This window comes from Leifsonia sp. Soil_N53 (assembly GCF_057655165.1).
In genome coordinates, this window is the sequence record NZ_JBDGMM010000017.1 from 1 (window position 1) to 13974 (window position 13974).

Sequence of the window (13974 nt, forward strand, 5' to 3'; positions counted from 1 at the left end):
CCGCCGAGCCGCGCGAGCTCGCGGCGCGCGGGGCGCTCTGGTCGCCGTGGCGCAGCTACGCGGGGATGCACCTGTGGGGGAGCGCGCACGAGGCTCAGCGCGAAGCGCAGGCAACGCGCCAGGCGCACGCGAAGGCACGGCCGCGACCGGCCCGGCGCAGCCCAGCCGCCCCCGCCGGAGCGTAGGATCAGCGACGACAGGCACCACGGATACACGTATTTCGGTCGAGGAGGGAGCGTTCTCGTGCCCTCGATCACCGTCGTGATCCCCGCGCTCGACGACGCCGAGATGCTGGCGCGCTGCCTGGCCGATCTGGCCGCGCAGCTCCGGCCCGCCGACGAGATCGTGGTCGTGGACAACGGCAGCAGCGACGACACCGCGGCCGTCGCCCGCGCCGCCGGCGCCGTGGTGCTCGAGCAGAGCGTGCGCGGCATCTTCCCCGCCGCCGCCACCGGCTACGACGCCGCGACCGGGGACATCATCGCCCGCCTCGACGCCGACTCGCGGCCTCCCGTCGACTGGCTCCTGCACATCGACGCCGAGTTCGTCGACGACCCGGCCATCGGCGTGCTGACCGGGCCGGGGGTGTTCTACGACGGCAACACCTTCGTCGCAGGGCTCGGGCAGCTCCTCTACATCGGCGGCTACTTCTGGTCGATGGAGATCTGGCTCGGCCATCCGCCGATCTTCGGCTCCAACTTCGCGATGCGGCGCGACGTCTGGCACGACGTCCGCGGCCGGGTGCACCGCGACCTGCGCGAGGTGCACGACGACCTCGACCTCGCCATCCATCTCGACCCCGGCGTCATCGTGCGCTACGACGAGCGGCTGCTCGTCGGCATCTCGTCGCGGCCGTTCTCGACCTGGCGCGGCTTCGGCCGCCGTATCCGCTGGGCGTTCGGCACGCTCCGGATGCATCTGCCGGAGGAGACGCCGTGGCGCCGGCGCGCGGCACGCCGGCGGTGGGAGGCCGAGCACGCCGAGGAGGCGCCGGGCGCGATCGCCTGAGCCGGCGGTGCGGGTTCGGCGGTGCGGGTTCGGCGGTGCGGGTTCGTCGCGCGGGGCTCCCGACCGATAGGTTGGAGTGTGTGAGATTCTCGCACCTCAGCACCACCCCGGATTCTTACCCGCGCTTCGCCGCCGTCATCGGAGACGAAGCCCTCTTCCTCGACGAACTCATGGCCGAGGCGCCGCGCGACCTCCAGGAGCTCATCGAGCGCGGGGACACCACCCTCGCCCAGGTGCGCGCGCTCGTGGACGAAGCCGTCACCACCGGCGCCCCGCTCGTCCCGGTGCACGAGCTGCGGCACGCCTCCGCGGTGCTGCGCCCGCCGCAGGTGATCGCGATCGGGGCCAACTACGCCGCGCACGCCTCCGAGCTGAAGCTGCGCAGCGAGAAGGCGGCGACCGTGTTCTCGCTGTGGCCCAACTCACTCGCCGGGCACGGCGGCACCACCAGCTGGCCGGAGAACCTCACCACGCAGGTCGACTACGAGGCCGAGCTCGGCGTCATCATCGGCAAGCCGGCGCGCGACGTCTCCGTGCGCGACGCCCTCGACTACGTGTGGGGCTACACCGTGGTCAACGACATCACCGCGCGCGACCTCCAGTTCTCGGAGGCGCAGTGGTCGCGGTGCAAGTCGTTCGACGGCTTCACCCCCAACGGCCCCGTGGTCGTCACGGCCGACGAGATCCCCGACCCGCAGGACCTGTGGCTGACCACGAACGTCGACGGCGCGATCCTGCAGGACGCCTCCACCGCCGACATGGTCCGCTCGGTCGCCGAGATCATCGAGTTCCTGTCGCGGTCGGCCACCATCCAGCCGGGCACCCTGATCTCCACCGGCAGCCCGGGCGGCGCCGGCTACTCGCGCACGCCCCCCGTGTTCCTCCGCGACCGCTCGACCGTCACGGTCTCGATCGGCGGGATCGGCTACCTGACGACCTACTGCCGGGTCACCTGAGCCCGGCCGCGCCGATTCCCGCACTCCACGCATTCGTCGGCGGGTTCGGCTAGCGTGAGTGCATGTCGATCGGCGAGCGGCGCTCCGGAGTCTCGGGCGGAGACGACGAGGCGGCCCGCCTCGACGCGGTCCTCCCGGACATCGACTGGTCGGTGGCGCCGGTCGGCGCGAGGTTCTCGACGTTCCGCGCGCCCAGCGGCGAGCTCGCCGTGGTCGCGCTCGGCGACCCCGCCGACCCGCGGGTGGTGCTGGTCCCCGGCGCCACCGGCTCGAAGGAGGACTTCTACCTCCTCGCGCCGATCCTGGTGGCTGCGGGCTACTACGTAGAGAGCTACGACCTCGCCGGCCAGTACGAATCGGCGTCGGCCGGCCCCGCCGCCGGGCAGCGCTACAGCTACGACCTGCTCGTGGCCGACTTCGTCGCGTTCCTCCGGGAGGGCGACGCGGCGCATGTCCTCGGCTACTCGTTCGCCGGCATCCTGGCCGAGCTCGCGCTCGTCGAGCATCCGGAGCTGTTCCGCACCCTGACCCTGCTCACCTCCCCGCCGGAGCCGGGCCAGGCGTTCCGCGGCGTGCGCGTCATCGGCTGGCTCAGCTGGTTCCTGACCGGCCGTCAGGGCGCCGGGCTGATGATCTGGGGCATCGTGACGAACAAGAACAAGGTCGGCCCGACCCGGCTCGCCTTCGTCCGCGCCCGGTTCGCGCTCACCCGGCGCTCGAGCGTGGACGACATCATCGGGCTGATGAAGCGTGTGCCCGACGTGCGCGACCGCGTCGCCGCCCTCGGCCTCCCGGTCCTGGTGGCCACCGGCGACCACGACCTGTGGCCCACGCACCTGCACGCCGCGAACGCGCAGGCGCTCGGCGCCCGGCTGGCCGTCTACCGCACCGGGCACAGCCCGTGCGAGACGGCCCCGAACCAGCTCGGCCGGGACATGATCGCCCTCTTCCACTCCGCTGAGCCCCGCTGACGCGTTCCTCACGCGCCGAGGGGCACGTTGTTGTCGCTTTCCGGGCTCGGAAGTGACAACGACGTGCCCCTCGGGGTGAGACTTTCGCGGGAGGAGGTTACTCGCGCGACTTTTCGGCGCGCTCGATGGCCTCCGCCTCGACGATCGGGATGGAGGTCGTGATCGCCTCGAGCCCGCTGAGGCGGGCCGGAGACAGCAGCCGGGTGACCTCTTCGCGGCTCATCAGCTTGGCCTCCACCACCAGGTCGGCGACGTTGTGGCCGGTGAGCAGCGCCGACTTCGCGAGCGCGGCCGCGGCGGCGTAGCCGATGTGCGGGGTGAGCGCGGTGATGACGCCGACGGACGAGCCGACCATGGCGCCGAGGCGCTCCTCGTTGGCGGTGATGCCGTCGACGCAGTTGACCCGCAGCGTGTGGAAGGCCTGCGCCATCCAGGTGATGGACTGCAGCAGCGAGTGCGCGATCACCGGCTCGAACGCGTTCAGCTGCAGCTGCCCGCCTTCCGCCGCCATGGTCACCGTGACGTCGGCGCCGGCCACCGAGAACGCGACCTGGTTGACGACCTCCGGGATGACCGGGTTGACCTTGCCCGGCATGATGCTGGAGCCCGCCTGACGGGGCGGGAGGTTGATCTCGCCGAGGCCGGCCTGCGGGCCGGAGGACAGCAGGCGCAGGTCGTTGCAGATCTTCGACAGCTTGATCGCCGAGCGCTTGAGCGAGCCGGAGAACGACATGAACGCTCCGGCGTCGGACGTCGACTCGATCAGGTCGGGCGCGGTCTCCAGGTTGAGGCCGGTGATCAGGTTGAGGTGCTTGACCGCCGCCGCCGCGTAGCCGGGGTCGGCGGTGATCCCGGTGCCGATCGCGGTCGCGCCCAGGTTGATCTCGGCCAGCAGCCACTTGGTCTCGGTGAGCCGGGCGTGGTCCTCGGTGAGGGTGGTGGCGAAGCCGTGGAACTCCTGGCCGAGCGTCATCGGCACGGCATCCTGGAGCTGGGTGCGGCCGACCTTGAGGATGTGCCGGAACTCGTGGGCCTTCGCCGCGAACGCGTCGCGCAGCAGCGCCAGCTCGTCCAGCAGGTGACCGAGCGCGAAGGTGAGCGCGATCTTGATCGCGGTCGGGTAGGTGTCGTTCGTGCTCTGGCTGCGGTTCACGTCGTCGATCGGGCTCATCAGGGCGTACTCGCCCTTGGCCCGGCCGTCGAGCTCCAGAGCGATGTTCGCGATGACCTCGTTCGCGTTCATGTTCGTGGACGTGCCCGCCCCGCCCTGCATGACGCCGACCACGAACTGGTCGTGGTACTTGCCGTCGATGATCAGCTGGCAGGCGCGGTCGATCAGGTCGGCCTTGTGCTGCTCCAGCACGCCGATCTCCAGATTGGCGCGGGCGGCGGCCTGCTTGACCGCGGCGAGGGCGACGATCAGGTCCGGGTAGACCGAGATGGGCCGCTTGGCGATCGGGAAGTTCTCCAGCGCCCGCGAGGTGTGGACGCCCCAGTAGGCGTCGGCCGGGATCTCCCGGCTGCCCAGAGAGTCCGTCTCGACGCGGGTCGGCCGGCCCTCGGCGCTGGGGGTCGGGACGTCGGAGACGTTCTCCGACGCGTCGACGACGGTGGTGTCGACCGCCGTGGTGTCGATGACGGGGATGGGGTGAGTCTTCGGTTCGTCCATCGTTGCTGTGGAATCCACGCTTGGCTCCATTGCCTCTCGTTGTGCGTTGGCGTATTCGGGATGCCGGCCGTTCGTGGCGCCCGGCAATGCCGAGCCTACCCCCGGAAGTACGGCGGAAGATGGACACACCGTCCGGGATCCCGGACGGCATTCGACACCCTGTCGAGGCGGCGCCGGATCAGCCCAGTTTGCGCAGCAGCCCGCGCGCGAACCGGTCCTTGGCCTCGGTGTACGGCGGGTACACGAGTTGCAGCGTGTCCGGCGTGAGCGGCTTCGTCAGCACCGCCTTCTCGTGGCTGAACGTCTCCAGCGAGCGCCGTCCGTGATAGGCGCCGGAACCGCTCTCCCCCACCCCGCCGAACGGGAGGCCGCCGACCGCGAGGTGCGCGGCGGGCACCCCGAAGCCGACCGCTCCGGAGCTCGTCTCGGTGAGGATCCGGCGGCGGACGTCGCGCCGCTCGCTGAAGACGTAGAGGGCGAGCGGCTTGTCGCCGGAGCGGATGAACGCGATCGCGTCGTCCAGTCCGTCGACGGCGACGATCGGCAGCACCGGGCCGAAGATCTCCTCGCCCATGACGGCGGAGTCGCGCGGCACATCCACGAGCACGGTCGGGGCGACGTAGCGGGAGGCCGCCTCCGACCCGCCGCCGACAGCGGGCGTGCCCGAGGCGAGCAGGCCCGTGAGCCGCTCGAACTGGCGGTCGTTGACGATGCGCCCGTAGTCGGGGCTCTGCGCGGGGTCCTCGCCGTAGAGGGCGCGCAGCGCGGTCGCGAGCTCGTCCGCGAGCCGCTTCGCCACGGTCGCCGTCGCCAGGATGTAGTCGGGCGCCACGCAGGTCTGGCCGGCGTTCATGAACTTGCCCCACGCGATCCGCCGCGCTGCCGCCGCGAGGTCGACCGAGTCGTCCACGTAGACCGGCGACTTGCCGCCGAGCTCCAGCGTGACCGGCATCAGATGCTCGGCCGCGGCGGCGGCGACGATGCGGCCGACGCGGCCGTTCCCGGTGAAGAAGATGTGGTCCCAGCGCTGCGCGAGCAGCTCCGAGGACTGCTCGACGCCGCCCTCCACCACCGCGACGGCCTTCGGATCGAGGTACTGCGGCACGAGCCGCGCCATCGCCGCCGAGGTCGCCGGCGCGAGCTCGCTCGGCTTCAGCATGACCGCGTTCCCGGCCGCCAGGGCGCCGACCACCGGGGCCAGCAGCAACTGCACGGGATAGTTCCACGGCGCGATCACGAGCACCACCCCGGCCGGCTCGAGCACGACCCGGGCCGTGGCGGGCAGCAGCGCGCCGGGCACGCCGACCTTGCGCGGCCGCAGCCAGCGCCGGAGGTTGCGCCGCATGTGGTCGATCTCGCCGACGACGAAGCCGATCTCGGCGATCTGCGACTCCGTCGGGTTCTTGGCCAGGTCCTCCAGCAGCGCGTCCTCGAACTCGGCCGCGCGCTCGGTCAGCATCCGGCGGAGGCCGGCGAGCTGCGCGAGCCGCCAGGAGAGCGGCTTGGTGCGGCCGCTGTCGAACGTGGAACGCAGGGCTGCGACGGTCTGCGGGATGGTGTCGCCGGCGACGCTGCCGGGCGAGAGCGTGGACTCCGAGGTCATGCGCCCATCATCACACGCGCGGCCGGTACTCCAGGTCGAAGATCGCGTGTCCCAGCCGCTCGCCGCGTCGCTCGAACTTGGTCACCGGCCGGTCCTCCGGCCGCGGGATGAATCCGCCTGCGCCTGCGACGTTCACCAGCGCCGGCTCGGCGTCGAGCACGTCGATCATGTGCTCGGCGTACGGCTCCCAGTCGGTCGCGAGCCGGAGGACGCCGGTCGGTTTCAGCGCGGCGACGATGAGCCGGGCGACGTCGGGCTGGACCAGGCGGCGCCGGTGGTGGCGGGCCTTCGGCCACGGGTCGGGGAAGAAGATGAGCACCTCGTCGACGCTGTCGGCGCCGAGCCCCCGCTCGAACACCTCCACCGCGTCGTGCCGGACCACCCGGACGTTCGTGAGCCCCTGCTCGTGCGCAGCGGCGAGCACGCGGCCGACGCCCGCGCCGTGGACCTCCACGCCCAGGAAGTCCTTCTCCGGATGACGTGCGGCCAGGGCGAGGAGGTTCTCGCCGTTGCCGAAGCCGATCTCCACGACCCGCGGCGCCGTGCGCCCGAAGATCGCGTCGAGGTCGAGCCGAGCGCCCGCGAAGTCCACGCCGAAGACCGGCCAGAGCTCGTCGATCGCGCGCTGCTGCGCTTCGGTCTTCCTGCCGCGGATGACGAAGCTGCGCGGCCGGACGAGGGGGGACGGTTCCATCCCTCCATTCTCGCAGGCCGCGCGAGCCCCGCCGAGCGGAGGCGGGCGTCGCTCAGAGCGCGGCGCCCACGATGTGCCAGGGCAGGAACGCCAGCCCGACGCCGAAGCCGACCACGGCGACCAGGAGGCCGATCAGGATCCCGGCGAGCATGACCGCGTTGAGCACGATCCCCCAGATCGCGAAGGTGCGGCCCTGCGGCTCCCGCCCGAGGGCGAGCACGCCGAGGACGAGTCCGGCGATCGGTGCCAGGAAGGTCCAGCTGAAGACGATGGATGCGAGGCCGAGCGCGAAGCTGGTGACGCTGAGGGTGCGGGCGGGAGCGCTCGCGTACGGGTTCGGTGAGGTGCTGGTGGATGTCATGGATCCAGTCAAGCGATCCGCGCGCCCGGCGCACATCCGGGTAACCCCCGGTTCAGGTCAGGGGTTACCCGGGCCGCCGCTCAGTGCGGCAGCACCGCCTCGATCGGCCCGCGGGCGAAGTAGACCAGGAACCCGGCCGCGACGATCCAGAGCAGCGGGCTGATCTCGCGCGCCTTGCCGGCCAGCGACCGGATGAGCACCCAGGAGATGAAGCCGACGCCGATGCCGTTCGCGATCGAGTAGGTCAGCGGCATGACGATGATCGTGAGGAACACCGGCAGCGTGCTGGAGAACTCGTGGAAGTCGATGTGGCGGATCTGCACCACCATCAGGGCGCCGACGATGACCAGCGCCGCTGCGGCGACCTCGCTCGGGACGACGCTCGTGAGCGGCGTGAAGAACATGGCCAGCAGGAACAGCACACCGGTGATGACGCTCGCGAAGCCGGTCTTCGCGCCCTCGCCGATGCCGGAGGCCGACTCCACGAACACCGTGTTGGACGACGCCGACGTGCCGCCGCCGACGACCGCGCCGACGCCCTCCACGATGAGCGCGGACTGCAGGCGCGGGAAGGTCCCGTCCTCGTTGGCAAGGCCGGCGCTGCGGGCCAGGCCGGTCATCGAGCCCATCGCGTCGAAGAAGTTCGTGAAGACGAGCGTGAAGACGAGCATGATCGCCGCGAGGCCGCCGATGCGCGCGAACGAGCCGAACAGGTCGAACTGTCCGACGAGGCTGAGGTTCGGCACGGACACGAACGAGGTCGGCAGCTGCGGGACGGAGAGGTTCCAGCCGTCCGGGTTCTTCGCCGACGAGCCGAGGTGGAAGATCGCCTCGATGATGATCGCGACGACCGTCGCCGCGACGATGCCGATCAGGAGCGCGCCCTTCACCCCGCGGGCCATGAGCACGCCCATGATCACCAGAGCGATCAGGAACACGAGGGTGGGGAGCGTGGCGATGGACCCGGCCTCGCCGAGCTGCACGGGAGGCGAGGCCGCCTTGGTGCTGCGCACGAAGCCGCTGTCGACGAAGCCGATGAACGCGATGAACAGGCCGATGCCGACCGTGATCGCCGTCTTCAGCTGCGGCGGGACCGCGTTGAAGATCAGCCGGCGCAGGCCGGTGGCCGCGAGCAGCACGATGATGAGGCCGTTGATGACGACGAGGCCCATCGCCTCCTGCCAGGTCAGCACCTTGACGACGTTGACCGCGAGGAACGAGTTGATGCCGAGGCCGGCCGCGAACGCGAACGGCAGCCGGGCGACCAGGCCGAAGAGCACGGTCATGACACCGGCGCTCAGGGCGGTGACGGCGCCGACCTGGTCGAAGCCGAGCGAGTGCCCCGCCACGTCCGGCGTCGAGCTCAGGATGATGGGGTTGAGGATGACGATGTACGCCATCGTCACGAACGTCAGCAGGCCGCCGCGGACCTCCGTGGCCCAGGTGCTGCCGCGTGACGTGATCTCGAAGAACCGGTCCAGGCGGCCCTTGAGGGTCGGCGTGGGCGTCGAAGTCGAAGCGGAAATGGTGCTCTCCCGTAGTATCGGTGGGGTTTGGTTTCGGGGCGCATTCGAAGACATGTCACAGCGCCGTACCAGCCTAATTCCCTTCCTGACACGATAAGGACACGCATGGCTCTGCCCTGGAAGCTGCACGGCGACGGCAAGAAGGTCGGAGCGCACGAGATCGTGCTCCCCGGCGAGCGGCTGACCTGGCCGCGCACCATCGGGCTCGGCGCCCAGCACGTCGTCGCGATGTTCGGCGCGACGTTCCTGGTGCCGGTGCTGACCGGCTTCCCGCCGAGCACGACACTGCTGTTCTCGGGCGTCGGCACCGTCCTCTTCCTGCTGGTGACCCGCAACCGGCTGCCCAGCTACCTGGGGTCGTCGTTCGCGTTCATCGTGCCGATCCTGGCAGCGACCAAGGCGCACGGGATGCCGTCCGCCCTGTTCGGGATCGTCGTCACCGGCCTCCTGCTCGCCGTCGTCGGCCTGATCGTCGTCGCGACCGGCACGAAGTGGATCGACGGGCTGATGCCGCCGATCGTCGCCGGCGCCATCGTCGCGCTGATCGGCTTCAACCTCGCGCCCGCCGCGAAGAACAACTTCATGCAGGCTCCGGTCACGGCGCTGGTGACGCTCGCGGCCGTCCTCCTCTGCACCGTGCTGTTCCGGGGGATGCTGGGCCGGCTCTCGATCTTCCTGGGCGTCGTCGTCGGCTACGTCTTCGCGGCGCTCGCCGGGCAGGTCGACTTCAGCAAGGTCGACAAGGCGGCGTGGATCGGCCTCCCGCAGTTCACCCTCCCGGCCAACCCGTTCACCGAGCCGGCGTCGACCTGGGGCATCCTGCCCGCCTTCCTGCCCGTCGTGCTCGTGCTGATCGCGGAGAACGTCGGGCACATCCGCGGGGTGGCGCAGCTCACCGACCCCGCGGTCAACAAGCTCACCGGCCGGGCGCTGTTCGCCGACGGCCTGGCGACGACCATCGCCGGCTTCTTCGGCGGCTCCGGCACGACGACGTACGGCGAGAACATCGGCGTCATGGCCGCGACGCGCGTCTACTCGACGGCCGCCTACTGGGTCGCCGGCATCGTCGCGGTGCTGCTGGGCCTCTCCCCCAAGGTCGGCGCCGTCATCAACACGATCCCGGCGGGCGTGCTCGGCGGCGTGACGACCGCGCTGTACGGCCTCATCGGCGTCATCGGGGTGAAGATCTGGCTGGACAACAAGGTCGACTTCTCCAAGCCGGTCAACCAGTTCACCGCGGCGACCGCGCTGATCATCGGAATCGGCGACTTCACGCTGAACTACGGCCAGCTCACCTTCAACGGGATCGCGCTCGGCGCCATCGCGGCGATCGTCGTGTACCACGGCATGAACTCGATCGCGAAGGTGCGCGGGACCGCCTAGCCCGGCACGCGGACGCCGGCCGTGCACTACTCCCGGTGTGCCATATCTGAAATTGCACACGCCCTCGGATCTATCCTAAGCTGAAAAATGTCAGCTGCGATCCCCGAGGAGTGTCATGTCCACAACGCCGTCCGAGACCGAGGCGCACGCCGCCGCTCCGATCCCCGAGACCATGACGGCCGTCGTCGTGCACGGGCCGGAGGACTACCGGCTCGAGACCGTCGCGGTCCCGCAGCCCGGGGCCGGTGAGCTGCTGCTGCGCGTGGAGGCCGTCGGCGTCTGCGCCTCCGACCTGAAGTGCTACCACGGCGCCCCCAAGTTCTGGGGCGACGAGAACCGCCCGGCCTGGGCGCAGACCGGCCGCATCCCCGGCCACGAGTTCGTCGGCCGCGTCGTGGCGGGCGACCCGGCCGCGCTGGCCCGGCGGAGGCTCGCGCTCGGCGACCGCGTCGCGTGCGAGCAGATCGTCCCGTGCGGCGACTGCCGGTACTGCGTGCGCGGCCAGTACTGGATGTGCGCCCCGCACGCGATGTTCGGCTTCAAGGACTTCGACGGCGCGATGGCCGAGTACGCCCTCATCCCGGCGCGGGCGCTGACGCATCCGGTGTCCGACGACCTGGCGCCACAGCACGCCGCGTACGCCGAACCGCTCTCCTGCGCGATGCACGCGGTGGAGCGCGCCGGCATCCGGTTCGGGGACGTCGTGGTGATCGCAGGCGCCGGACCGATCGGCCTCGGCGCCATCGCGGGCGCCCGCCAGAAGAACCCGCTGACGGTCGTGGCGCTCGACATGAGCGACGACAAGCTCGAACTCGCCCGCGCGTGCGGCGCCGACGTGACGATCAACATCACGACGGAGGACGCGGTCGCCCGCGTCACGGAGCTCACCGACGGGTACGGCGCCGACGTCTACATCGAGGCGACCGGGCACCCCTCGGCCGTCGGCCAGGGCCTCAACCTCCTCCGCAAGCTCGGCACGTACGTCGAGTACTCGGTGTTCGGCTCCGACGTGACCGTCGACTGGTCGATCATCAGCGACGACAAGGAGCTCGACGTGCGCGGCGCCCACCTCGGGCCCGGCTGCTGGCCCGCCGCGATCAAGCTCCTCGAGTCCGGCATGCTGCCGATGGACGACATCTGCACGCACCAGTTCCCGCTCGCCGGGTTCCAGAGCGCGCTCGACCTCGTCGGCGACACGGCCGGCGCCTCCATCAAGGTCACCATCCTGCCCTGACGCGGCACAAGAACGAGCACAGGAGTCCTCTGATGAGCACCACAGCATCACCCGGCCGCGAGACCTTCCTCGACCGGATCGGCATCCCGCATCCGCTGCGCTGGGGCTTCCTCGGCGTCCTCGTCTTCATGACCGGCAACGGCGTGGAGTCCAACTTCCTCTCCCCGCACATGACCGAGGCGCTGGGCGATGACAAGTTCGCGATCGTCGCCCAGATCATCGCCATGTACAGCCTCGCCGTGCTGATCGCCTCGTACCTCTCCGGCGCGCTCGCCGACCTGTGGGGTCCGCGGCGGGTGATGACGATCGGCATGGTCATGTGGCTCGTGTTCGAGGGCGCGTTCCTGTTCTCGCTGTCGATCGAGAGCGTGCCGCTGCTGTTCGTCAGCTACTTCCTGCGCGGGTTCGGCTTCCCGTTCTTCGCGTTCGCGTTCCTGGTCTGGATCAACCAGATCGTGCCGAAGAAGCGCAACGGCACCGCTGTGGGCTGGTTCTACGTGATGTTCACCGGCGGCCTGCCGACGCTCGGCTCGCTGTTCGCGGTCTTCGCCATCCCGGCGTTCGGCGGCGGCGCGGGCGGCGAGACGCTGACGATGGTCGCCTCGGCCGGGCTCGTCCTCGTCGGCTGGACGATCGCGCACTTCGGCGTCCGGGAGCAACACGGCAACCGCCGCCTGGCCCCGGCGACCGACTCGGCCGCGCGCGTGCTCAGCTCCGGGATCGTGCTCACCGCGCGCAGCCCGAAGGTGCTGATGGGCTTCCTGATCCGCCTGATCAACACGGCGCCGGAGTTCGGCATGTTCATCGTCCTGCCGGCCGTCATGGCCGACCAGCTCGGCTGGGGGCAGAGCCGCTGGCTGCTGATGACGGTCGTGATCTTCGCGGGCAACATCGCCTTCAACGCGGTTTTCGGCGCGATCGGCGACCGGATGGGCTGGGGCAGGACCGTCCGCTGGTTCGGCATCGTCGGCTCGTCCGTCGGGCTGCTGCTGTGGTGGTACGTGCCGCACTGGGTCCCGGCGGGGAGCGACTGGGGCTTCGTCGTCGCGACGATCGCCGGCACGGTCTTCGGCATCATGCTCGCCGGCTTCGTGCCGATGGGCGCGATCATGCCCGCGCTCGCCCCGCAGCAGAAGGGCGCCGCCATGGCGATGTACACCACGGCCGCCGGTGGAGCGACCTTCCTCGGCAGCGGCGTCGTCGCCCTGGTGTTCCCGCACTGGGGAGCAGTGGGCGTCGTGTGGTCGTTCGTCGCGCTCTACGCCTGCGCGTTCGTGATGATCGGTTTCCTGAAGGTGAACCAGCACACCGAGGACGAGCCGACCGCGGAGCCGGAGCTGGAGAGCGTCCGATGACCCGCATCTCGGATGTCCCCGCGGACTTCGCGGAGGACCAGCTCGACGGCTTCGCCGCCGTCTACGCCGACCGGTTGCGTCGCGTCCCGGGCGGCGTCGTCGCCCGGGCGGCCGGCGAGCCGACGGTCGCCGTCGTGGTCGGCGGCGGCTCGGGACACTACCCGGCGTTCGCGGGCCTCGTCGGCCCGGGCTTCGCCACGGGCGCCGTGGTCGGCAACATCTTCACGTCGCCGTCGGCGGCGCACGTGTACTCGGTCGCCAAGGCGGCGCACCGCGGCCGCGGCGTCGTCCTCACCTTCGGCAACTATGCGGGCGATGTGATGAACTTCGGGATCGCCGCCGAGCGATTGCGCGCCGAGGGCATCGACACCCGGATCGTGCTGGTGACGGACGACGTGGCCTCCGCGCCCGCCGAGGAGGACCGTCGCGGGATCGCGGGCGATTTCGTGGTGTTCAAGGCGCTGGGCGCCGCGGCGGCGGCCGGGCTCGACCTCGACGCCGTCGAGCGCGCGGGACGCGCGGCCAACGCGGCGACGCGCACGCTCGGCGTCGCCTTCTCCGGCTGCACGATGCCCGGCGCGCGGGAGCCGCTGTTCCAGGTGCCGCCGGGGATGCTCGGACTGGGCCTCGGCATCCACGGCGAGCCCGGGATCCGGGACGTGCAGATGCCGACTGCCACCGGGCTGGCCGAACTGCTCGTGACCGGCGTGCTGGAGGCCGCTCCGCGCACCGGGCCGGCACGGGTCGGCGCGATCCTCAACGGTCTCGGCACTACCAAGTACGAGGAGCTGTTCCTGCTGTGGGCGCGCATCGTGCCGCTGCTGGAGGCCGCGGGACTGGAAGTCGTCGAGCCGGAGGTCGGCGAGCTCGTCACGAGCCTCGACATGGGCGGGTGCTCGCTCACCCTCGCCTGGCTGGACGACGACCTGGAGCCGCTCTGGCGGGCAGACGCCTACGCCCCCGCCTATCGCAAGCAGGCCGCACCGCTCGCCGCCACTCTGGCGTCCAGTGCGGACGACCACACCGACGCCACGGCTGAGCTCCACGCGTTCGAACCGCCCTCGCCCGCCTCGGCCGCCCTCGCCGGACGGGTGGCGGCCGCGGCGGAGCGCGTGTGCGCGCTGCTGCGCGAGCGCGAGGACGAGCTCGGAGCCATCGACGCGGTCGCGGGAGACGGCGACCACGGCCGCGGCATGCTGCGCGGCGCGGAGGCG

13 protein-coding genes are annotated in these 13974 nt (G+C 71.0%); 8 read left to right on the top strand and 5 right to left on the bottom strand.

What is annotated here, in order from left to right; genetic code table 11:
* From AC3A3H_RS00635 to AC3A3H_RS00650, 4 genes are all read left to right on the top strand, one after another.
* Positions 1-185: hypothetical protein (locus AC3A3H_RS00635; RefSeq protein ID WP_487612599.1), on the top strand; the 185-nt coding region annotated here is incomplete at its 5' end.
* 58 nt (positions 186-243) lie between these two features.
* Positions 244-1008: a glycosyltransferase family 2 protein gene (locus AC3A3H_RS00640; RefSeq protein ID WP_487612600.1), complete on the top strand. Its 765-nt coding sequence runs from the start codon at positions 244-246 to the stop codon at positions 1006-1008.
* A gap of 80 nt (positions 1009-1088) precedes the next feature.
* Positions 1089-1964, top strand: a complete 876-nt coding sequence (locus AC3A3H_RS00645; protein WP_487612601.1) for a fumarylacetoacetate hydrolase family protein — start codon at positions 1089-1091, stop codon at positions 1962-1964.
* A gap of 62 nt (positions 1965-2026) precedes the next feature.
* Positions 2027-2935, top strand: coding sequence for an alpha/beta fold hydrolase (locus AC3A3H_RS00650; protein WP_487612602.1), 909 nt, complete (start codon positions 2027-2029; stop codon positions 2933-2935).
* Between the two features lie 97 nt (positions 2936-3032).
* On the opposite strand, the gene AC3A3H_RS00655 is transcribed toward AC3A3H_RS00650, so the two are convergent.
* The 5 genes from AC3A3H_RS00655 to AC3A3H_RS00675 all read right to left on the bottom strand — a co-directional run bounded on the left by AC3A3H_RS00655 (position 3033) and on the right by AC3A3H_RS00675 (position 8842).
* The gene (locus tag AC3A3H_RS00655; protein ID WP_487612611.1) at positions 3033-4604 is read right to left on the bottom strand and encodes an aspartate ammonia-lyase; all 1572 of its coding nucleotides are present in this window, start codon (positions 4602-4604) and stop codon (positions 3033-3035) included.
* A 178-nt stretch (positions 4605-4782) separates the two neighbouring features.
* Complete coding sequence (locus AC3A3H_RS00660) at positions 4783-6207, bottom strand: aldehyde dehydrogenase family protein (protein WP_487612603.1); 1425 nt, start codon at positions 6205-6207, stop codon at positions 4783-4785.
* 10 nt (positions 6208-6217) lie between these two features.
* The gene (trmB, locus tag AC3A3H_RS00665) at positions 6218-6901 is read right to left on the bottom strand and encodes a tRNA (guanosine(46)-N7)-methyltransferase TrmB (protein ID WP_487612604.1); all 684 of its coding nucleotides are present in this window, start codon (positions 6899-6901) and stop codon (positions 6218-6220) included.
* 52 nt (positions 6902-6953) lie between these two features.
* The gene (locus AC3A3H_RS00670; protein WP_487612605.1) at positions 6954-7262 is read right to left on the bottom strand and encodes a hypothetical protein; all 309 of its coding nucleotides are present in this window, start codon (positions 7260-7262) and stop codon (positions 6954-6956) included.
* An 80-nt stretch (positions 7263-7342) separates the two neighbouring features.
* On the bottom strand, positions 7343-8842 hold the full coding sequence (locus AC3A3H_RS00675) for an NCS2 family permease (protein ID WP_487612606.1): 1500 nt from the start codon (positions 8840-8842) through the stop codon (positions 7343-7345).
* A gap of 51 nt (positions 8843-8893) precedes the next feature.
* Here AC3A3H_RS00675 and AC3A3H_RS00680 point away from each other — a divergent pair, with 51 nt between their 5' ends.
* The 4 genes from AC3A3H_RS00680 to AC3A3H_RS00695 form a co-directional block, all read left to right on the top strand.
* On the top strand, positions 8894-10171 hold the full coding sequence (locus tag AC3A3H_RS00680) for a uracil-xanthine permease family protein (RefSeq protein WP_487612607.1): 1278 nt from the start codon (positions 8894-8896) through the stop codon (positions 10169-10171).
* Positions 10172-10286: 115 nt separating this feature from the next.
* Positions 10287-11405, top strand: coding sequence for a zinc-binding dehydrogenase (locus AC3A3H_RS00685; protein ID WP_487612608.1), 1119 nt, complete (start codon positions 10287-10289; stop codon positions 11403-11405).
* Positions 11406-11437: 32 nt separating this feature from the next.
* A complete protein-coding gene (locus tag AC3A3H_RS00690; RefSeq protein WP_487612609.1) occupies positions 11438-12760 on the top strand; it encodes an RbtT/DalT/CsbX family MFS transporter in 1323 nt (440 codons plus the stop codon).
* Positions 12757-13974 (top strand): dihydroxyacetone kinase family protein (locus AC3A3H_RS00695; RefSeq protein ID WP_487612610.1); only part of this gene is annotated, 1218 nt, incomplete at its 3' end. The genes AC3A3H_RS00690 and AC3A3H_RS00695, both read left to right, overlap by 4 nt.